This is a genomic window from Streptomyces echinatus (assembly GCF_014203595.1).
GTDB lineage: Bacteria > Actinomycetota > Actinomycetes > Streptomycetales > Streptomycetaceae > Streptomyces > Streptomyces echinatus.
In genome coordinates, this window is sequence record NZ_JACHJK010000006.1 from 328,414 (window position 1) to 349,672 (window position 21,259).

Annotated in this window: 18 protein-coding genes; all 18 read left to right on the plus strand. The window is 73.6% G+C overall.

From position 1 onward, the window contains the following. Positions 1-372 precede the first annotated feature (372 nt). Positions 373-1,356, plus strand: a complete 984-nt coding sequence (locus tag FHS34_RS19060; RefSeq protein WP_184966883.1) for an alpha/beta hydrolase — start codon at positions 373-375, stop codon at positions 1,354-1,356. Between the two features lie 152 nt (positions 1,357-1,508). Next, positions 1,509-1,760 (plus strand): hypothetical protein, encoded by a 252-nt coding sequence (locus FHS34_RS19065; RefSeq protein WP_184966884.1) that lies wholly within the window; start codon positions 1,509-1,511, stop codon positions 1,758-1,760. Continuing rightward, positions 1,760-4,018 carry a heavy metal translocating P-type ATPase gene (locus tag FHS34_RS19070; RefSeq protein ID WP_184966886.1) on the plus strand — a complete coding sequence of 753 codons (2,259 nt, stop codon included), beginning with the start codon at positions 1,760-1,762 and terminating at the stop codon, positions 4,016-4,018. Before FHS34_RS19065 ends, FHS34_RS19070 begins: the two co-directional genes overlap by 1 nt. Beyond that, on the plus strand, positions 4,015-4,527 hold the full coding sequence (locus FHS34_RS19075) for a copper chaperone PCu(A)C (protein ID WP_184966887.1): 513 nt from the start codon (positions 4,015-4,017) through the stop codon (positions 4,525-4,527). Before FHS34_RS19070 ends, FHS34_RS19075 begins: the two co-directional genes overlap by 4 nt. A 116-nt stretch (positions 4,528-4,643) precedes the next feature. Next, entirely contained in the window at positions 4,644-5,351 is a 708-nt protein-coding gene (locus FHS34_RS19080) for a hypothetical protein (RefSeq protein WP_184966888.1), read from the plus strand. Positions 5,352-5,634: 283 nt separating this feature from the next. Beyond that, positions 5,635-6,414 carry a sigma-70 family RNA polymerase sigma factor gene (locus FHS34_RS19085; protein ID WP_184966889.1) on the plus strand — a complete coding sequence of 260 codons (780 nt, stop codon included), beginning with the start codon at positions 5,635-5,637 and terminating at the stop codon, positions 6,412-6,414. A 258-nt stretch (positions 6,415-6,672) separates the two neighbouring features. Further along, entirely contained in the window at positions 6,673-7,425 is a 753-nt protein-coding gene (locus FHS34_RS19090) for an aspartyl/asparaginyl beta-hydroxylase domain-containing protein (RefSeq protein WP_184966890.1), read from the plus strand. A 206-nt stretch (positions 7,426-7,631) separates the two neighbouring features. Next, positions 7,632-9,035 (plus strand): MFS transporter, encoded by a 1,404-nt coding sequence (locus FHS34_RS19095; protein ID WP_184966891.1) that lies wholly within the window; start codon positions 7,632-7,634, stop codon positions 9,033-9,035. Positions 9,036-9,283: 248 nt separating this feature from the next. Further along, a complete protein-coding gene (locus FHS34_RS19100) occupies positions 9,284-10,348 on the plus strand; it encodes a beta-ketoacyl-ACP synthase 3 (protein ID WP_184966892.1) in 1,065 nt (354 codons plus the stop codon). After that, complete coding sequence (locus FHS34_RS19105) at positions 10,345-10,584, plus strand: acyl carrier protein (RefSeq protein ID WP_184966893.1); 240 nt, start codon at positions 10,345-10,347, stop codon at positions 10,582-10,584. The genes FHS34_RS19100 and FHS34_RS19105 overlap by 4 nt, the downstream gene beginning before the upstream one ends. Positions 10,585-10,631: 47 nt before the next feature. Next, the gene (gene scoE / locus FHS34_RS19110) at positions 10,632-11,585 is read left to right on the plus strand and encodes a (3R)-3-[(carboxymethyl)amino]fatty acid oxygenase/decarboxylase (protein ID WP_184966894.1); all 954 of its coding nucleotides are present in this window, start codon (positions 10,632-10,634) and stop codon (positions 11,583-11,585) included. Further along, a complete protein-coding gene (gene scoD, locus FHS34_RS19115; protein WP_184966895.1) occupies positions 11,582-12,079 on the plus strand; it encodes a (2E)-enoyl-ACP glycyltransferase in 498 nt (165 codons plus the stop codon). Before scoE ends, scoD begins: the two co-directional genes overlap by 4 nt. A gap of 18 nt (positions 12,080-12,097) precedes the next feature. Continuing rightward, the gene (scoC, locus tag FHS34_RS19120; protein ID WP_184966896.1) at positions 12,098-13,654 is read left to right on the plus strand and encodes a fatty acid-ACP ligase ScoC; all 1,557 of its coding nucleotides are present in this window, start codon (positions 12,098-12,100) and stop codon (positions 13,652-13,654) included. Between the two features lie 32 nt (positions 13,655-13,686). Continuing rightward, the gene (locus tag FHS34_RS19125) at positions 13,687-13,944 is read left to right on the plus strand and encodes a phosphopantetheine-binding protein (protein ID WP_184966898.1); all 258 of its coding nucleotides are present in this window, start codon (positions 13,687-13,689) and stop codon (positions 13,942-13,944) included. Continuing rightward, a complete protein-coding gene (locus tag FHS34_RS19130; RefSeq protein ID WP_184966900.1) occupies positions 13,931-18,232 on the plus strand; it encodes a non-ribosomal peptide synthetase in 4,302 nt (1,433 codons plus the stop codon). Before FHS34_RS19125 ends, FHS34_RS19130 begins: the two co-directional genes overlap by 14 nt. 90 nt (positions 18,233-18,322) lie before the next feature. Then, complete coding sequence (locus FHS34_RS19135) at positions 18,323-19,366, plus strand: ABC transporter substrate-binding protein (RefSeq protein ID WP_184966902.1); 1,044 nt, start codon at positions 18,323-18,325, stop codon at positions 19,364-19,366. A gap of 56 nt (positions 19,367-19,422) precedes the next feature. Then, positions 19,423-20,397 carry a FecCD family ABC transporter permease gene (locus FHS34_RS19140; RefSeq protein ID WP_184966904.1) on the plus strand — a complete coding sequence of 325 codons (975 nt, stop codon included), beginning with the start codon at positions 19,423-19,425 and terminating at the stop codon, positions 20,395-20,397. Between the two features lie 13 nt (positions 20,398-20,410). Further along, the gene (locus FHS34_RS19145) at positions 20,411-21,208 is read left to right on the plus strand and encodes an ABC transporter ATP-binding protein (protein ID WP_184966906.1); all 798 of its coding nucleotides are present in this window, start codon (positions 20,411-20,413) and stop codon (positions 21,206-21,208) included. The last annotated feature ends 51 nt before the right edge of the window (positions 21,209-21,259 follow it).

Sequence of the window (21,259 nt, forward strand, 5' to 3'; positions counted from 1 at the left end):
CCTTGAGCCCGCCCCCTGGCCGTGCCCCGCGCCGGAGCGGAACGTGCTGACGACGCGTGACCCGCCCCGCGCCGCGGCCACCGGAACGGTCGACAGCCGTGGCGCCCGGGGACACCGCGCGGCGCCCCCGGGCGACGCGTCACCGCGCCCGGCCCATGCCCCTGTCCACGCGGCACACGGGACGGGCTCCCCCGTGCCCGGCGACCAGGAGCAGGCGCGCCGCGAACTGGCCAGGCGCCGCCCCTTGAACCCCGCGCCACTCGCCCTACTCTGGTCACCCGTGCCGGTGGAGCCGCCGCCGAGCGCCTGCCCGCCCCGGCCGCGGGGGATCAGCAGCTCCGACGAACAGCCCGTTCCCGCACAGGAGTTCCCTTGCATGACGACCTCCCGGCTCCCTGGGCCGCGCCTGTTCTGGAGCGGCTGACCCGTACCTTCGTCGCCCGCTACGCACTCCCCGGATTCCCGGACGCGGATCCGGACACGGCGGCCGTCGAGGCCCGGATAGCGGCCCTGTGGACCGGTGACGGCCGTGACGAGCCCGACGTCGAGGAGGAGTGGCTGGCGCTGCCGGGAATCGGCGGCAACCGGATCCGGGTGCGCATACTGCGCCCCGCCGGCACCGACGAGGCCCTGCCGGTCGTGCTGTACCTGCACGGTCTGGGATGGATGCTGACCGACGCGTACGCGCACCGGAGCCTGGTGACTGACCTCGTCCTGGGAACGGACGCGGCCGTGGTCGTCCCCGAGTACGACGCGCCCGCCGACGCCCGCCATCCGGGAGCCGTCGAGCGGGCGTACACCGTCGCCCGGTGGATAGCCCGGCACGGCCGGGGATCCCGGCTGGACGGCAGCAGGATGGCCGTCGTCGGCGCCAGCGCGGGCGCCCAGCAGGCGGCCGCGCTCACCCTGGTGGCGCGGCGGCGCGGCGGCCCGGACTTCGTGCACCAGGTGCTGCTGTGCCCGGTCACCGACGCGGCGATGGACACGCCCTCCTACCACCAGTTCGCCGAGGGCTACTTCCTGAGCCGCGCCGCGATGCGGGACTACTGGCAGCGGTACGCACCCGACCCGCGGACCCGGACGCACGAGACCGTCTCACCGCTGCGCGCGCCCGCCCCGAGCCTCCACGGCCTGCCGCCGGCGCTCATACTCACCGCGGAGGCGGACGTGCTCCGCGACGAGGGCGAGGCCTACGCCGCACTGCTGCGGGAGGCGGACGTCCCCGTCGTCTCGATCCGCTACCACGGGACGATCCACGGCTTCGTCCTGTTCGACATGCTCCGCCGCACGGACGCGTCCAGGGCGGCCCGCGTCCAGGTGACGGACACCCTGCACACCGCCCTCCACCTCGCCTGAACGAGCGGCCCGTCGGCCCCTCGGCGGGGCCGCCGGTCTGTGACGCGCGCCACGGAAGCGCCCCGGAACCCGGACCCGGTCCGGTCCGACTCCTGGGACGAGTGCGGCTCGATCCGACCGGCGCCGTGCCACCCGATCTGGAGACACGGCTGATGGACGAGTCCCGCCGATCCCCGCGCCCGCGCGCCTTCCCACGCGGCGCGGCGCCCCCGCCCGCCCTGTGCGGATTCCTTCTGCTGCTGGCACTGGTCTTCACGGTGTCGTACGCGGTCGGCGCCGCCGCCGGACCCGTCGCACCCGGCATGCACGGCACCGCGCCCGGCGGGGGCGGCGACGGCGACGACGGCGGGAGCGGCGGCCCGGACATGGACGACATGGGCGGGCCGCACGGGGGAGGGCACTGATGGGCGCGGAGCCGGTGACCGTCCTCGTCACGACCGACCTGACCATCGGCGGCATGACGTGCGCGGCCTGTGTGACCCGGGTCGAGAAGAAGCTCGGCAAGCTGGCGGGGGTCACGGCGACCGTCAACCTCGCGACCGGCCGGGCGCGCGTGCGTCATCCGGAGGGAACCGGGCCCGAGGAACTGGTCGCCACCGTGGAGAAGGCCGGTTACACGGCCGCCCTCCTCGACGTCTCCGGAGCCGGACGGTCCGCGGACGACAGCTCCGGGGGCCGGGAGCCGGCGGAGGCACGGCGGGAGCGCGAACGGCTGCTGATCACCGCGGGGCTCGCACTGCCCGTGCTCGTGCTGTCGATGGTGCCCGCCTGGCAGTTCCGCAACTGGCAGTGGCTGTGCTTCGTGCTGGCCGCGCCCGTCGCCGTGTGGGGTGCCTGGCCCTTCCACGCGCGGGCGGTACGAGGGCTGCGCCACTCGGCCGCGACCATGGACACCCTGGTCTCGCTCGGTGTCGCCGCGTCCTTCACCTGGTCGGCGTACGCCCTGTTCCTCGGCGGCGCGGGCGACCCCGGCATGCGGATGCCGTTCGGACTCGTGCCGTCCGCCTCCGACGGTGTCGCGCACCTCTACCTCGAAGCCGCCGTCGGTGTCCCCCTGTTCGTCCTCGCGGGCCGTCACCTGGAGGCGAGGGCCAGGAACGGGACGGGGGCGGCACTCCGGTCGCTCGCCCGGCTGGCCGCCAAGGACGTGGCCGTACGGGACGGCGACGACGAACGGCTCATCCCCGTCGAGCGGCTGGCCGTGGGGCAGGTCTTCGTCGTGCGTCCCGGTGAGCGGGTGGCCGCCGACGGGCAGGTGGTGGAGGGCAGTTCGGCGGTGGACCTGGCACTGGTCACCGGTGAGAGCCTGCCGGTCGAGGTGGGGCCGGGTTCGGCCGTGGCCGGCGGGGCCGTCAACGCCGGCGGACTGTTGCTGGTGCGGGCCACCGCGGTCGGCGCAGACAGTCAACTGGCCAGGATTACCCGGCTGGTGACGGAGGCTCAGTCAGGCAAGGCGCGTGCCCAGCGGCTCGCCGACACGGTCGCCGGTGTCTTCGTGCCCATGGTCCTGGCACTGGCGGTCACGACCCTGGGCTTCTGGCTCGGGGCCGGAGCCGATCCGCAGGCGGCGGTCACGGCGGCGGTGGCCGTGTCGGTCGTGGCGTGCCCGTGCGCCCTGGGCCTGGCGACGCCGACCGCCCTGATGGCCGCGACCGGGCGAGGGGCCCAGCTGGGTGTTCTCGTCACGGGACCGCAGGCACTGGAGGGGCTGCGGCACCTCGACACGGTGGTCCTCGACAAGACCGGCACGCTCACCACCGGCCACATGACCGTCGCCGGGGTCACCGCCGCACCGGACGGACTCGGGAGGGACGCCGCGCTGCGGCTGGCCGGGGCCGTCGAGCAGGGGTCGGAGCATCCGCTGGGGCGGGCCGTCACGGCCGCGGCCCGACGGGACCGCCCGCTGCCACGGGTGACCGGGTTCACCGCGCTGCCCGGCCGTGGGGTGAGCGGCCGGGTCGAGGGCCGGCTCGTGGAAGTCGTCGCACCCGAAGGCGAGTTGCCCCCGGCGCTCGCCGAGGCCCGGCAGGCGGCCGAGACCGCCGCACGCACCGCCGTCCTGGTCCGCGTGGACTCGGTGGCCGAGGCGCTGATCGAGGTCGGCGACACGGTACGGCCCGGCAGCTACCGGGCGGTCGACCGGTTGCGGCGCCTCGGCGTACGCCCCGTGCTGGCCACCGGCGACCGGGAGGGACCCGCGCGCGCCGTCGCGGACACCCTGGGGATCGACGAGGTCCACGCCCGCCGCGCCCCCGAGGACAAGGCCGGCCTCGTACGTGACCTGGTCGCGCGGGGCCACCGGGTCGCCGTCGTCGGCGACGGCGTGAACGACGCGGCCGCGCTCGCGGAGGCGGACCTCGGCATCGCGATGGGCGGCGGCACGGACGTCGCCATCGGGGCCGCCGACGTGACGCTCGTCCGCGGTGACATCGAGGCGCTCGCCGACGCGGTACGGCTGGCCCGGCGCACCCTGGGCACGATCCGCGCCAACCTGGTCTGGGCGTTCGGCTACAACGCCGTCACCGTCCCGCTCGCCATGGTCGGCCTGCTCAACCCCATGCTCGCCGCGGCGGCCATGTCGGCCAGTTCGGTCCTGGTCGTCATCAACAGCCTGCGGCTGCGCACCTGGCAGCCCGCACCGACCGGAAGGCGTACCCGATGACCGTCATGTCGTGGCGGCCCACCCGCCGTCGGCTCACCGACGCCCTGCTCGCGGCGCTCGCCCCGGTCGCCGCGTGCGCGCTCGCCCTCGGCGGCCTGAGCGTATGGACCGCCTACGGCAACGCGGGCGGTCCGGCCCGGATCACGGTCACCGGGGGACGGGTGCTCCTGCCCTACGGTGACACCACGGCCGCCTTCTTCCGGATCACCAACACCGGCGGCTCCGCGGACCGGCTGCTCGGGGTGACGTCCGCCGGGACCGGCGGCGCGGCCACGCTCAGCCGCCACCGTATGGTCACGGAGAACACGGCATCCGGCCGGACGGTGCCCTCGGTGCCCGTCCCGGCCGGCCAAAGCCTCGTGATGACCCCGACCGGAGTCGACGTGATCGTGCCGGCGGACCCGACGTGGCGCGCCGGCGATCTCGTCGCGTTCACGCTGCACTTCGAGCGGGGTGGGGCCGTGCGGAGCCTCGCGGTGGTCGTCCGTCCGGGTCAGGACGGCACCTGACCCTTTCCGCCATGGCGGTGTGTCGGGTATCACTGACTCGGAGTTGAGCGGCGAGCCCGGGTGCTGTGCGTACCCCTGCGTGACGAGCGGAGCCCGGATGCGAGGATGAGGCCGTCATGACAGCTGGATGGTGTGCGCGCACGACGCGGGCCGCGATGTTCGCGGCCGTCTGTGTGCTGCTCGCCGCCCTCGGGCACGTCATGATGTCCGGTGCCGCCGTGCCCTGGTGGGCCCTCCTCGCCGGTTTCGCCGCGACGAGCGGCGTCGGCTGGTGTCTGGCGGGCCGGGAACGCGGACTGCCCTTGGTGGTGTCCGTCGTCGCCCTCGCCCAGGGCGCGCTGCACTCGGTCTTCTCGCTGACCCAGCCGTCGGCCCCGGGTGCCGGCACGGGCATGACCGGCATGCACATGGGCTCCTCGCACATGGGCTCCCTGCACATGGACGCGATGGACATGGGCGCCATGGGTTCCATGAACGCCCTGGGTTCCACGGGGTCCATGGGCATGGGGCACGCCGGGCACCTGGGCCACATGGCCCACGACATGGGCGGCGGCTCGGCGTTCGGCATGTTCGCGGCCCACGCGCTGGCCGCCCTGCTCAGCGGTCTGTGGCTGGCCTACGGCGAGCGGACCGCCTTCCGCCTGCTGAGGGCCGTCGCGGCCTGGCTGGCCGCACCCCTGTGGCTGCCCCTGGCGCTGCTGCCCGCACCGCCGAGCCGGCCGCGCCCGCGGCCCGCGCGCGAGCGGACGGAGCGGGAGCCGCGGCTGCTGCTCGCTCACACGATCATTTCTCGGGGGCCTCCGGCCGGACCCGCTGTCGTCTGAGACAGCTGGTTTCCCGAAGCCGACCCCCCGGCCGCCGTGTTGACTCCGGCGCCGGTGCAGGGGGCTTCGGGCACGGGCCGTACGACCGTTGCGGCCCCGTCCCTTTACCTGTTCCGGGTCTTCCACCCCGGCGTGCCGCCACGCTCGGCGTGCCAGGGCACGGTCGCGAGCGCGACGGCCGCGGAAGCGCGACCACGCGTGCCGCGGCCGTGCGCCCCCTTGCCCGCTCGTCATCGTGCGTGCCGCGCCGCGGGGATCCCGGACATCCCGAGAAGGACATCAGGTGATCACTCCTGTCCTGCCCGCCGTGCGCACGACCCGCGACACCGGACACCAGGTGACGGACACGACCGGTGCGACGGGTTCGCCCGACGAGTCGGCCACCGCCTGGGCGCTCGCCGCACGTGGCGGCGACCCCTACGCCGTCGACCGGTTCGTCCGTGCGCTGCACCCGGACGTCGTCCGCTACATCCGGCATCTCTCCGCCGACCGCCAGCTCGCCGACGACCTGGCCCAGGACACGTTCCTGCGGGCCCTCGGCAGCCTCCACCGGTTCGAAGGGCGTTCGTCGGCCCGTACCTGGCTGTTGTCCATCGCGCGCCGCACGGTCGTCGACAGCCTGCGGCAGGCGGCCGCCCGGCCCCGGCTGAGTGCCGCGGACGACTGGGCGCTGCGGGCCGAACGGGCCCAGCCGAGCGGTCTGCCGGGCTTCGACGAAGGCGTGGCGCTGCTCGACCTGCTGGACACGCTGTCCCCGGAGCGCCGCCAGGCGTTCGTCCTCACCCAGCTGACGGGGCTGCCCTACGAGGAGGCCGCCCGGGCCAGCGGCTGCCCCGTCGGCACGATCCGCTCGCGGGTGGCCCGCGCGCGGGCCGTTCTCGTCGAACTCCTCGCTGAGGCCGAGGCCGAGGCCGGCGCCGGGGCCGACTCCGGGGCCGACTCCCGGGCCGGAGCCGGAGTCGAGGCCGGAGCGGGAGCCGGAGTCGAGGCCGGAGCGGGAGCCCGAGTCGGAGCCGGGGCCGACGTGGCGCGGACGCACGTGCCGGTCACCGTGGCCGGGTGACACGAGGGGTGCCGGTCCCCCCCCGCCGGAGGCACCGGCACCCCTTCCTCCGTCCCCGCCCCTGAGCCGGGGGAGCGGGCACCTGTCCCAGCCGGGCCGGCCCACGGCTCCCAAGCCTTCACGGGTCCGGGGAAATTCGCTCGGCGTGACGGGAACTCCCGGTCGCCCGCGGCCGACTACCAGTTCGACAGTGCGGCTCGCCGCCCGGCCGGCCGCCTCGCGGGGCCGTTCGGGCCGTGCGCGGAACCTCGGAGACCCATGACGCCAGAGATAGAGAACGCCTTCGCCGCGATCAGAGCCGAGTTCGGTGCGGAAACGATCACTCGGGTCGAGCGCATGCTGGAACCGGGCGGCGGCGAACGGCATCCCCTGCAGAAGGCCGCCAAGTGGATCATGCCCGGGCTGTCGTCCACCCCCTGGCACGACCCCTACGCGCATCCGGAGCTGGCTCCCGTCGTCCGCGCGCTGGAGGACGGCCACCGGACGATCAAGGCGGAGTTCGCCTCCGCCTGGGCTGCGCGGCGCGAGGAGTTCTCGGACTACGAGCACTACCTGACCCGCCAGGACGACTGGCAGGCCCTGTACCTCTACCGCGACGGAAACCTGGTGGAGAAATCGGCGGCCACGGCGCCCGCCGCTCATCGCATACTGCGGGACGTCGTCGTCGGACCGGAGAAGATATGCCCTCTCCTCGAATGTCATTTCTCCACGCTGCTGCCGGGTGCGGTGATCCGGCCGCACTGCGACCTGTGGAACTTCAGTATCAATCTCCACCTTGCCGTCGAGGTCCCCGAGGGATGCAGTATCACTGTCGCCGGGGAGACGCGGACATGGGAGGAGGGAAAATGCCTGCTCTTCGACTACTCCTTCGAACATGAGGCCCGCAACACAGGGACGCGCCCGCGAACCTGCCTGCTCATCGACCTCTGGCACCCGGAAACCACTCTTCCGGAGCGCCGCGCACTGGTCGCCGTGATGACCGAGATTCGTCGGCTCATGGGAGAGAGCTGACCCGGAATTAGAACTTTCATTCATCCGGCTGCCCTTCGGCTGCCGGGAATTCGAGCTGCCCGGAAATTCCGTGAACAGGCAACAGTCGTCCGGAAGTCGGCCATTCACAAGTCCGGGCGGTGCTGCTACGGTGACGCAAAACGCTCGGCATACCGGAAATTCCCTCCGTGGGAATTCCGGATTCCGTGATTCTGGGGGGTGCGATGATGTCCGTGAAACAGCCGGAAACGGCTCGGATCCGGAAGCCGTCCGGACTTCCGCTGTTCGTTCTGGCGCTGGGTCAGCTCGTCATCTCGCTCGACTACAACATCGTGTACGTCGCCCTGCCCGGCATAGGCGCCGGTCTGGGATTCTCCGACCACGACCTCCAGTGGGTGGTGAGCGCCTACGTCGTGGCCACGGGAGGCTTCCTGCTGCTGGGCGGCCGGGCCGCGGACCTGCTCGGGCGGCGCCGGACGTTCGTCCTCGCGGCGCTGCTGTACGCGGGCTCGTCCCTGGTCGGCGGACTGTCCACGACGCCCGGTGCCCTGATCGCCGTCCGGGGCGTCCAGGGCGTCGGCGGCTCCCTGCTGTTCCCGGCCACGCTGTCCCTGATCAACACCCTGTACGACGAGGGGCCCGACCGGAACCGTGCCCTCGCGGTGTGGGGGGCCGCGGGAGCCGGCGGCCTGTGCTTCGGGTCGCTGCTCGGCGGGGTCCTGGTGGAGGCGTTCGGCTGGCCGTCGGTGTTCTTCGTCAACGTGCCCGTCGCGGGCGCCCTCGCGGTCGCGGGCCGGCTGCTCTTCCCGGCGGACGGACCCCGGGACCGCTCGCGGCGCTTCGACGCGGCGGGCGCGCTCAGCGCGACCGGTGGGGTGACGCTCCTGGTGTTCCTGCTGATCCGGGCACCCGCGGAGGGCTGGGGCACACCCACGGCCCTGGCCGTCGCGACGCTGTCCCTCGGACTGCTGACGCTGTTCGCCGTGGTGGAGCGGCGCTCCCGTGACCCGCTCGTGCCGACCCGGCTGTTCGCGCACCGCGGCCTGCTGACGGCGACGGGGACGGCCGCCCTGTTCAGCGCCACCTTCGGTTCGGTGCCGTACTTCCTGACCCTGTACTTCCAGACCGTGCACGGATACAGCGCGGTCGCGACCGGGTTCGCGTTCCTCGGGCCCGCCGTCCTGGTGGCCGTCGGCACACAGGCGGGCGAACGGGCCGTGTCCGCCTTCGGCGTGCGCCGGCTGCTCGTGGGCGGCATGGCGCTGGGCGCCGCGGGAGCCGCGGCACTCGGCCTCGCGCTGACCTCGGACGGCTCGTACACCGCTCTGCTGCCCGGAATCGTGCTCCTGGGACTCGGTCAGGGTGCCACCTGGACGGGGACCTGGATCGCCGCGTCCGCCGGCGTGGCCCCCCATGACCAGGGCATCGCCTCCGGGCTGGCGTCGACCACCCTGCAGGCCGGCGGCGCCGTGGGCCTCGCCGTCCTGGTCGCGCTGTCCGGCGGGGCCGGGCAGAACGCCACCGGCGCCGGTCTCCTCGACGGCCTCCGTACCGCCCTGTTCGCGACAGCGGGCGCCCTCGGCTGCGGGGCGCTGCTCCCGCTCGCCCTGCGCAGGAGCACCGCGCCCTAGGGCCTTTCGTTCGGATCAGGCCGGATCAGGGAGCGGGGTCTGGTGCCGTACATCGCAAGGCGGAGGAGGGCGACATGGCGGAGCCATGGCAACCGACGACAACGCGGCGAGGTGCGGTGCCAGGGCCCGCGAGCCCGGCATGATCCAAACGAGAGGCCCTAGCCCTGCCCCAGCCCCCGCCGGCCCCCGGTCTTCCTCTCCCGTGCCCGGGCCGCCCGGCACGTCCTCCCTCATGCCAGGAGCACTCCATGTCCGCTGTCACCGCAGGCCCCTCCGCCCCGCCCGCCGCCGTCCTGTGCGGGCTGGCCGGCTGGGTGCCGCCCCGCGTGGTGACCAACGAACAGCTCGCACGGCGGCTCGGCACCGACGAGGCCTGGATCCGCACCCGGACCGGCATACGGCGACGGCACGTCGTCGACGCCGGACAGGCGACCTCCGACCTGGCGGTGGAGGCCGGCCGCCGGGCCCTCGCCTCCGCCGCCGCGGACAGTGTCGACGCCGTCGTCCTCGCCACCGCCACCCCGGACCGCGCCTGCCCGGCCACCGCGCCCGCCACAGCCGCCCGGCTCGGCCTGACCGGGGCCGCCGCCTTCGACGTCAGCGCCGTGTGCACCGGGTTCGTCTACGGACTCGCCTCGGCCGCCGGGCTGATCGCGGCGGGCGTGGCCGAACGGGTGCTGCTCATCGGGGCGGACACCTACTCCACCGTCGTGGATCCCCTGGACCGCGCCAACGCCGTGCTGTTCGGGGACGGAGCCGGAGCCGTCGTCCTGCGAGCCGGGCACCCCGGCGAGCAGGGCGCCGTCGGCCACTTCGACCTCGGCAGCGACGGCGCCCACGAAGACCTGATCACGATCGCCGCCGGCGGCTCCCGGCAGCGCTCCGGACCGGGCGAACCCGGCCACCGCGAACGGCACTTCGCCATGCGGGGCAAGGAGGTCTACCGCCACGCGGTGCGGCGCATGGCCGAGTCGGCGCGCACCACCCTGTCCCGGGCCGGCTGGAAGACCGACGACGTCGACCACTTCGTCCCCCACCAGGCGAACCTGCGCATCCTGCGCTCGGTCGCCGACGACCTCGGACTGCCGCGCGAACGGTGCCTCACGCACGTCGAGGACGTGGGGAACACCGGTGCCGCGTCCATCCCGCTCGCTCTCGCCGACGCCGCCGCCCGCGGGGCCGTCCGGCCGGGCGACCGGCTTCTGCTGACCGCCTTCGGAGGCGGCCTCACCTGGGGCTCCTGCCTCCTCACCTGGCCCGGCCTCCCTGGCCCGGACCATCCGCACCACGAAGGAGAACGAAAGACGCCATGAGCACCACCTACGACCGACTGGTCGAGATCCTCACGCGGCTGCACGACACCCCCGCGGACCGGTTCAGCCCGGACGCGACCCTGGGCGCACTGGACGTCGACTCCCTGACGACGGTCGAGATCGGCATCCGCATCGAGCGCGACCTCGGCGTCACCGTCGGAGACGACGAACTCGGCCCCGGCCTCACCCTCGGCCACATCGCCCGTCTCGTCGACTCCCGCCGAGCGGCGGCCTGATCCCGCTCCCCCTCCGCCCGCCACCACCCCGAGAAAGGCAACTCCCCATGCAGATCAGCGACCAGCCCGGCACGGCGATCGGCGCGACGGTCGAGGACTTCGACCACACCAGCGCCTCGGACGCCGACATCGCCGCCCTCAAGGCGACGGTCTACACCAAGAAGATCGCGGTCCTCAAGAACCAGGACCTCTCCCCCCAGGCGTTCCTGGACCTCGGCAAGCGCCTCGGGCGGCCGGAGACGTACTACGAGCCGATGTACCACCACCCGGACATCCCGGAGATCTTCGTCTCCTCCAACGTCCCGGAGAACGGGAAGCAGATCGGCGTACCGAAGACGGGCAAGTTCTGGCACGCGGACTACCAGTTCATGCCCGACCCGTTCGGCATCACCCTCATCCACCCCCAGGTCGTTCCGCGGAAGAACCGCGGAACGTACTTCATCGACATGGGGAAGGCGTACGAGGCCCTGCCCGCGGACCTCAAGCGGGACATAGCCGGAACCCGCTGCCGGCATTCCGTGCGCAAGTACTTCAAGATACGGCCGCACGACGTGTACCGCCCGGTGTCCGAGATCCTCGACGAGATCGAGCGGAAGACCCCGGCCGTCCTCCAGCCCACCACCTTCACCCACCCGATGACCGGCGAGACGGTCCTCTACGTCAGCGAGGGCTTCACGGTCGGCATCGAGGACCGGCACGGCGATCCGCTGGACGAGGAGCTGCTCAAGCGGCTGTTCGAGGCCACCGGCCAGCTCGACGAGACCTTCGGGCACGACCGGATCCATCTGCAGGGCTTCGAACGGGGCGACCTGCTGGTCTGGGACAACCGCAGCCTCATCCACCGCGCCCGGCACACGACCACCCCCGAGCCGACGGTCTCCTACCGCGTGACCGTGCACGACGAGCGCAGGCTCCACGATGGCATCGGCACGGCCGACGCCATCGGCACGACCGGCGGAATCGACGCGACCGGCGGAATCGACGGGACCGAGGCGGCATGACCGACGAGGCCCTGCTGGCCCGGGTGCTGCAGCCCTACAAGGAGCACTGCAAGTACCTGCTGTCGGCGGACGTGACCGCCCGGGACGGGCGGATCGCCGCCCGGTGCGCCTTCGCGATACCCGAGTCGTGCTACATCGACGACACCGGTCATCTGAATTCCGTCGAGGTCAACATCTGTTACAACCAGATGATGTATTACCTCGTCGCCAAGTCCGTCAAGGAGGGACTGGGCACGGGGTTCGCGTCCTGGACGCTCGACGACTTCTGGAGACATCAGCTCCCGGACATCCTGATCGCCCGCTTCGCCGCGGACTTCCGGCGACCGGTCAACCCCCGTTCCTTCACCGGGGAGATGGAGTTCACCTCCGTCACCAGACGCGCCCCGGCAGGCGGCAAGCCGTTCCTGCGCGCGGAGACCGCCTTCCGTTTCCAGGACTCCGAGTCGGGCCGCTGCCACGGCGAAGCGACCCTGGCGTTCACCGACGTCCCCTGACCCCGCGGAGGACTTCCCATGGACAAGCTCCACCACGCCGGGCCGCGCACGCTCGCCGAGACCACGGGCTTCCACGCACGGCACCGGCCCGCCACCCCCGCGGTCCACTGCGAGGACCGCACCCTGACGTACGGGCAACTGCATGCCGAGAGCAACCGCGTCGCCCACGCCCTCCGGGCCGCCGGACTCACACCCGGCGACCGGGTCGCCTACCTCGGCAAGGAGTCCGAGCACTACTACGAGATCCTCTTCGGCTGCGCCAAGAGCGGCACCGTCCTGGTCCCCGTGAACTGGCGGCTGACCGCGCCGGAGGTCAGCCACATCCTCCAGGACTCCGGCACCCGGCTGCTCTTCCTGGAGGACGAGTTCGCGCCGGTCGTCGAGAAGATGCCGGCCGAGCCGCCCGAGACGGTCGTCGCGCTGGGAGAACCCTTCGCCGCCTGGAAGGCGTCCCGTCCCGACACCGAACCGGGCGTGCCGGTCACCCCGGACACCCCGGTCGCCCAGCTCTACACCAGCGGAACGACCGGACTGCCCAAAGGCGTCGTGCTCGCCCACCGCAGCTTCTTCGCGATCCGCGACGCCCTGGCGAGCGAGGGACTGGACTGGATCGACTGGCGTACCGGTGACATCGCGCTGGTCGGCATCCCCGGATTCCACGTCGGCGGACTGTGGTGGGCCACGCAGAACCTCAACGCCGGGACGACCGTCGTGGCGATGCGCGCCTTCGCCGCCCGGCAGGCGGTCGGCCTCATCCGCGACCTCGGCGTCACCACCGCGTGCGTCGTACCCGCCATGCTCCGCATGATGCTGACCGAACCCGGCGTCGGCGCACGGGACTTCGCCACCCTGCGCAAGACGGTGTACGGCGGGTCCCCGATCTCCGAGGCCCTGCTGGAGGAGAGCATCGCCGTCCTCGGGTGCGAGTTCGCCCAGATCTACGGCCTCACCGAGACCGGCAACACCGCCGTCTGCCTGCCCCCCGCCGCCCATGTGCCGGGCGGCCCGCTGATGCAGGCGGCCGGCCGGCCGTACCCGGGCGTCCGCGCCAAGGTGATCGACGGCCGGGGCCGCGAACTGCCGCCCGGCGCCGTGGGCGAGGTGTGCCTGGCCACTCCGGCCCACATGGTCGAGTACTGGGGACTGCCCGACAGGACCGCCGAGACCCTCGTCGACGGCTGGATCCACACCGGCGACGCGGGCTGCATCGACGCGGACGGCTACATCTTCATCCGCGACCGCATCAAGGACGCGATCCTCGTCGCCGGGGAGAACGTCTACCCGGCCGAGATCGAGAACGTCCTGGAAGGCCACCCCGAAGTCGCCGAGGCCGTGGTCGTGGGCGCCCCCGACGAACGCTGGGGCGAGTACGTCCACGCCTTCGTGGTCCCCGCACCCGGACGCCGGCCCGGCCCGCGCGACCTGCACACCTTCCTCGTGCCACGGCTCGCCGGCTTCAAGCTGCCCGCCCGCTACGAGTTCATCGACCGCGTCCCGCGCAACCCCAGCGGGAAGATCCTGCGCCGGGAGCTGCGCGACCGCTTCTGGGGCGACGCGGCACGCAAGGTCAACTGACCCGCCCCGACGCGCTACGGAGAAAGAACGACATGCCTGCTTCCCTCACCCTGGACGGCTTCCGCGCGGACCTGGCGGAGTTCCTGTACCAGCGGCCCGACGAAGTCGACCTCGACGACAACCCCCTCGACGCCGGCCTGGACTCCCTGCGCATCGTCACCCTCATCGAACGCTGGCGGGAGACCGGCGCCGACGTCGGCTTCGTCGAACTCGCCGAGTGCACCTCGTTCGCCCAGTGGTGGCAGCTGCTCGCCGCACGTCAGGGGGGAGCCGCCGGTGCCGAGGCCTGAACGCCACGCGCTGCTGGCCGCCCAGGAGGGCATCTGGACCGGCCAGCGGCTCGACCCCGGCAGTCCCGCGTACAACACGGCCGAGTACGTGCGGATCGACGGCCCGGTGGACCCGGCCGTGTTCGACGCCGCCCTGCACCAGGTGGTCGCGGAGACCGAGGCCCTGAACGCCACGTTCGTCGTCGACGAGGAGGGCAGGCCCTGGCAGGTCGACGCCCCCGCCGGCGACTGGCGCCTGCACACCGCCGACCTGACCGCCGAGCCCGATCCGCGGGCGGCGGCCCTGGCCTGGATGGACCGGGACCTGGCCCGGCCCGTCGACCTCACGCGCGGCCCCCTCTTCGGCCACGCCCTGCTGCGGACCGGGCCCGAGCAGTACCTCTGGTACCACCGCGTGCACCACATCGCCCTCGACGGCTTCGGCCTGTCACTGGTCGCCCGCCGGGTCGCCCAGGTCTACACGGCCCGGGCGGCGGGCGAACCGGTGCCGGACAGCGGCTTCGGCACCCTGGCCGCCGTGCGCGAGGAGGAGCGCGCCTACCGCGCATCGGCACGCTTCGCCGAGGACCGCGCCCACTGGGCGGACCGGTTCGCGGACCGGCCGGCCGTGGCGAGCCCCGCCGGGCGCACCGCCCTGCCCGCGCGCACCTTCCACCGGCAGGTCGTGGACCTCGACGGAACACGGACGCGGGCCCTGCGCTCCGTCGCCCGCGAACTGGGGGTGACCTGGTCCGAGATCCTGCTGGCCGTGACCGCGGCCCAGCTGCACCGGGCGACCGGGGCCCCCGAGACCGTCCTCAGCCTCCCGGTGATGGGCCGCCTCGGTTCCGTCTCGCTGCGGGTCCCGTGCATGGTCCGCAACATCCTGCCCCTGCGCGTCGCCGTCGGCCGGTCGGACACCCTGCGCGAACTCGCCGCCCGGATCTCCCGCGAGCTCCGCGGCGGGCTGCCGCACCAGCGCTACCGCTACGAACGACTGCGGCGCGACCTCCGACTGGTGGGCGGGCAGCGCCGGTTGTCCGGTCCGGGCGTCAACATCATGCCCTTCGCGTACGACCTGCGGTTCGCCGGACACCGCAGCACCGTGCACAACGTGTCCGCCGGCCCCGTCGACGACCTGGCCGTCAACGTCTACGACCGCTCCGAGGGCGCCGGACTGCGCATCGCCGTGGACGCCAACCCCGAGCTCTACACGGCGGCGGACACCGCCTCCTTCCAGCAGGGATGGCTGACCCTGCTGCGGGAAGCCGTCGCCTCCCCGGACCGCGCGCTGGGCGGCGCGCGGGCGGGCGGGACCGTCGCCGTGCTCGACGGGGGCCCGCTGCCCGGCCCCGCACACCCGGTCCTCGGCCTGATCGCCGAACACGCCGCCCGGCGCGGCGGAACCGTCGCGGTCGAACACGCGGGGCGGGACATCACGTACGCGCGGCTCTTCGGCGCGGCACGTGAACTGGCCTGCCGACTGGCGGCCCGCCGGGTCGGCCGCGGTGACGTGGTCGTCGTCGCGCTGCCCCGGGGCGGCGACATCGTCACCGCCATCCTCGGTGTCCTGCTGTCCGGAGCCGCCTACTGCCCGGTCGACCCCGCCGCGCCCCCGGCTCGCAGGGCGGAGCTGCTCGACGACGCCCGCCCCGCGCTCGTCCTGACCACCGGCGCGCACGCCGACGCCTTCGGCGGCCACCGGGTTCTGCGCCTCGACCGGCCGGAGCCCGCGCCCGCGCCGGCCCCGCCGCCCCCGCCCGCACCGGACGACCTCGCGTACGTCATCCACACCTCGGGCTCCACCGGACGCCCCAAGGGCGTCGAGATCGGCCACCGCGCCCTCGCGCACTTCGTCGCCGGCGCCACCCACCGCTACGGTCTCCGCCGCGAGGACCGTGTCCTGCAGTTCGCCCCGCCGCACTTCGACACCAGCGTGGAGGAGGTCTTCCTCACCCTCTGCGCCGGCGCCACGCTCGTCGTCCGTACCGACGACATGACCGACTCGGTCCCCGGGTTCCTGGACGCCTGCGCACGGCTGCGGATCAGCCTCCTCGACCTGCCCACCGCCTACTGGCACGAAGTGGCCCACGCCGTCTCCACCGGCGCCGCCGCCCTGCCCGCCGGGCTCGGCACCGTCGTCATCGGCGGTGAGGCGGCCCTGCCCGAGCGGGTCGACCGCTGGCGCGAGGCCGTCGGCACGCGCGTGCGGCTGCTGAACAGCTACGGCCCCACCGAGGCCACCGTGGCCGCCACCGTCGCCGACCTCCACGACCCGGCCCTCGCCCCCGGCGACGTCCCCATCGGGCTGCCGCTGCCCGGCACCCGCGCGGCGGTCGTCGCCGGCGAACTCCACCTCCTCGGCGACAACCTGGCCGCCGGCTACCGGGGCGACCGCCCGGCGGACGCCGCCCGCTTCGCTCCCCTCGACGGGCTCCCCGGCGCGCCCCGCTCCTACCGCACCGGCGACCTCGTACGGATCGGCGACGACGGACAGCTGCGCCACCTCGGCCGGGCGGACGACGAGTTCAAGATCAGTGGGCACCGGGTGCACCCCGCCGAGGTCGAGAGCGCCCTGCTGACCCACCCGGGGGTCCGGGAAGCCGCCGTCGTCGGCCGGGCGGGCCGGGACGGGACACGGCACCTGATCGCACACCTCGTCGCGGACGGCCCGGCCCCCGACGCCGCCGCCGTCCGGGAGCACCTGCGCACGAGACTGCCCGCCGCGATGATCCCCTCGGCCGTCGAGTTCCGGGACCGGCTGCCTCGTACGAGCTCGGGCAAGACCGACCGGAACGCGCTCGTCGGGACGGCACCCGCGGAGCCGGTCACCCGGGCGGCGGAGGCGGACGGCGGCCTGGAGCGCACCGTCGCCACCGCCTGGCAGCAGGTGCTCGGCGTGGCCGCCCTCTCCGCGCGGGACGACGTGTTCGATCTGGGGGCCCAGTCGCTGCAGGCCATCCAGGTGGCAGGCCGGCTCGGTGCCGCCCTGCGCCGGGAGGTGAAGGTCGCCTGGCTCTTCCAGTACACGACCCCGGCCGAACTGGCGCGGTTCCTCGCGGCCGGGGTCCGGCCGACCGCCCCCGCGCTTCCCACGGCCGTACTCACCGACGCCCGGCTCGACCCGGACGTCCGGCCCGGCGACGGCCCGCGCCCGGACGGGCCTGCGTCCCGGATCCTGCTCACCGGCGCCACCGGCTTCGTCGGTGTACACCTGCTCGCCGCACTCCTCCGTGGCACCGGCGCGGAGATCGTGTGCACCGTCCGTGCCCCGAGCCCCGCCGAGGCCACCGCACGCCTCCACCAGGCCCTGGAGACCCACCTGATCCCCCTGGGGGACGAGGAGAGAAAACGCGTCACGGCGCTCCCCGCGGACCTGGGCCGCCCCCGTCTCGGCCTGGAGGAGACGCTCCTCGACGAACTGGCCCGCACCTGCGACGCCGTCTTCCACAACGCGGCGACGGTCAGCGTCCTGCGCGAGTACGCCACGCTCCGGGCCGTCAACACGGAGTCCACCAGGGACCTGCTGCGCCTCACGGCCGTGCGCTCCGTCCCCCTGCACTTCGTGTCGACGCTCTCCGTCGCCCCGCCCCTCGGCCTCGCCGCCGAGGTGCCGGAGGCGTTCCTGCCGCCCCACGCCGGACTGCGCTACGGCTACCAGCAGTCGAAATGGGCGGCCGAACGCCTGCTGGAACAGGCCGCCGAACGGGGCCTGCCGGTCACCGTGCACCGGCTCGGCCGGATCGTCGGCCCCCACGGCACCGGATACGTGAACGAACGGGACTTCCTGTGGCGTGTGCTGCGCGCCGGCGTGCCCGCGGGCCTCGTCCCCGACCTGTTCGAGGAGGAGACATGGACCCCCGTCGACCACGCAGCCGAGGCTCTGGTCCAGCTCTGCCTCGGACAGCGCCCTCCGGCGGCCACGGTCTTCAACCACGCGTCCGGCGCCCCGGTGCGGCTGAGCGACCTCTACGACTGGCTGGAGGAGTACGGCTACCCGCTGCGCCGGGTGTCCCTGGCCCGATGGCGGGCGGAACTGCCGCGCCTCAGCGGCGATACCGGTGTGACGGCGTCCGTGCTCGCCTTCTTCGAGTCCCTGGACGCGGACCCCGCCGAGGAGACCGGGCCCGGCCTGCGCCTCGGACGGATCCGCGCGGACAACGTCGTCAGTGGCCTGCGGGACAGTGCGATCAGCTGCCCGCCCGTCGGCCGGGACCTCGTCTTCCGCTATCTGGACCACTGCGTCGCGACCGGAACACTGCCTGCCCCGCCCACCGCACACGGCCGCCCCGCCTCGCCCGCGAAGTAGCCGGCACTCCCCGGGAACTCCCCGGGCCGTCCCCCCGACTACTGCAACGGAACCCTCCACAGCACGAGCAACTCCCAGCAAGGAGCACGCATGTCGAAGAAACGGCCGGTCGCCGTCGCCCTGGCCGGAGCCCTCTGCCTGGCGACCGCGGCCTGTGCCGACTCCTCGGCCGACCGGCCCGGCGGCACCGGCGCGGGGGCCGCCGCGGACGCCGCCAGGTCCGGCTACCCGGTGACCCTGGACAACTGCGGAGTGTCCGAGAAGTTCGACAAGCCGCCCAGCCGGGTGGTCGTGATGAACGGCGCCTCGGTGGCCGAGGTGTCCACCCTGCTCTCCCTCGGCCTCGGCGACCGTGTCGTCGCCAACCAGCAGAGCTACGGAATGTCCGAGGTCCCCGGCCGAGTCAAGGCCATCAAGGCCCTGCCCACCGGAAACGTCGAGGTCAACGACGCCTACGACATCCCGCGCGAGGCGATGATCGGGCTGCGCCCCGACCTGGTGCTGTCCACGACGTCGTACGGCTTCGACGCCAAGAACGGCTTCGCCACCCGCGACCAGCTGGAACAGGCCGGCGCCGCCACCTACGTCTCCCCGCAGGGCTGCACGCAGGACACCTCCGGCATGACCATCGCCGACAGCTACACCCTGCTGCGCGACCTGGGGAAGATCTTCGCCGTGAGCGACCGGGCGGAGCGGCTGATCGCCGCCTCCGAGAAACACATCGCCGGGGTCTCCGCCAAGGTCGAGGGCACGAAGCGGCCCAGGGTCATGGTCCTGTTCTCCAACATGGCCATGGGCGGCAACGACTTCAGCTCGGTCGTCGCCAAGGGCATCTACAACGACATTCTCGCCAAGGCCGGCGGCACCAACGCCTTCGCGTCGGCGTCCAGGACCTCCTTCGCCGACCTGAGCAAGGAGAAGGTGGCCGCGACGGACGTCGACGCGCTCGTCGTCATCGGCTACAACGACCCGAACCCGGCGGCCTACGCCAGGAAACTGCTGAAGGAGTTCCCCCAGTGGCCGGCCGCGAGGAACCACACGTACGTGACGCTGTCCGACTCGATGTACCTCGGCCCCAGCAACGACCTGGCCGTCGAGAAGATCGCCAGGATCCTCCACCCCGACAGGTTCTGAGCGGCCTGCGCCTCCCGCTCTGCGTCGCCGCCCTGCTGGTCGTCCTCGTCGCCGTCATGGTGGTCGCCGTGAGCATCGGGGCGGTCGGCATCCCGGTGTCCGACGTGTGGCGGATCCTCCTGCACCACGTCACCGGCCGGGGAGCCGCCGGCGACCCGGCGCTGGACCAGATCGTCTGGACCTTCCGGGCCCCCCGCGTCGCCCTGGCCGCCGTGGTCGGCGCGGGCCTGGCCGTCGCCGGGGCGGTGCTCCAGACCCTGGTCACCAACCCGCTCGCCGACCCCGTCGTGCTCGGCTTCTCCTACGGCGCCTCGCTGGGCGCCGTCCTGGTCATCACCCTCGGCGGTGTCGCGATCGGCGGGCTGGGCGGACTGGGCGTCTCCGGGGCGGCGTTCGCCGGCGCCCTCGCGGCCGGGGCCCTGGTCTTCGCCCTCGGACAGCGCAGGGGCCGGCTTGCCCCGACCCGGCTGGTCCTCGCCGGGGTGGCGGTCGGCTACGTCCTGCTGTCGGTGACCAGCTTCGTCCAGCTGCTGGCGACCCCCACCGAACTGCGCACCGTCATGTTCTGGATGCTGGGCAGCGTCGCCGGCGCGCAGTGGTCCCAACTGCCCGTCGCCACGGGCGTGGTCCTGGCGAGCACGCTCGTGCTCACGATGCTCGGACGACGGCTCAACGCGCTGCTGGCCGGCGACGAGTCCGCCACCGCACTCGGGGTCGACGTCAACCGGCTGCGCGCGGTCCTGCTGGTGATCAGCGCCCTGCTCACCGGCACCGTCATCGCGGTCGCGGGAGGCGTGGGCTTCGTCGGCCTGATGATCCCGCACCTGGTCCGTCTCACCGTCGGCGCCGACCACCGCCGGCTGCTGCCCCTGACCGCGCTCCTGGGCGCCGTCTACCTGGTCCTCGTGGACCTGCTCTCCCGTACCGTCAACCGCCCCAACGAACTGCCGCTGGGCATCCTCACCGCCCTGCTCGGCGCCCCGTTCTTCCTGTGGCTGCTGCGCCGCGACAAGGGCCTGGACACCGCATGAGGCGGACCGCCGTATGAAACTGACAGTGGACCGGCTCCACATCACCCTGGACCGCCGGCCGATCCTCCGGGACGTGCGCCTGGAGGCGGAGAAGGGCGACATCGTCGGGCTCGTGGGCCCCAACGGCAGCGGCAAGTCCACGCTGCTGCGCACCGTCTACCGCTCGCTGCGGCCCGCCGGCGGAGTGGTCGAGGTGGGCGGCGACGACGTGTGGCGGCTGTCCGCGCGCGCGGCCGCCCGCCGCACGGCGGCCGTCCTCCAGGACACCGGGGCCGTCACCGGCCTGTCCGTCATCGAGACGGTCGCCCTCGGCCGCACCGCTCACCACGGCCTGCTGGGCCGCGACGGCGCCGAGGACCGCCGAGCGGTGGCCGAGGCCGTCGCACGCTGCGGAGTCGAGCCCTTCGCGGACCGGGACTACGCGACGCTCTCCGGCGGCGAACGCCAGCGCGTCCTGCTGGCCCGCGCCCTCGCGCAGCGCCCGCGGCTCCTGGTCCTGGACGAGCTCACCAACCACCTCGACATCCGTGCCCGCTTCGAGCTCCTGGACCTGATCCGCAGCACCGGGATCACCACACTGGCGGTGCTGCACGACCTGGACCTGGCCGCCCGTCTCTGCGACCACCTCGTGGTGCTCCACGAAGGCGCGGTGGTGGCGGCGGGCCCCGTGCTGGAGGTCCTGACGCCGGACCTGCTCGCCGACGTCTTCGGCGTACGGGGCCGCACCGAGCGGCACCCGGACGGCGTCGTGCGCCTCACCTACGCGGCCCGGCCCCTCGCCGACGGCCGGGAGGCCGAGCCCGGCCGCTGACCACCCCTCACCTGCCGTACGACACGGTCGGATCGGCCGACCGGCCGACCG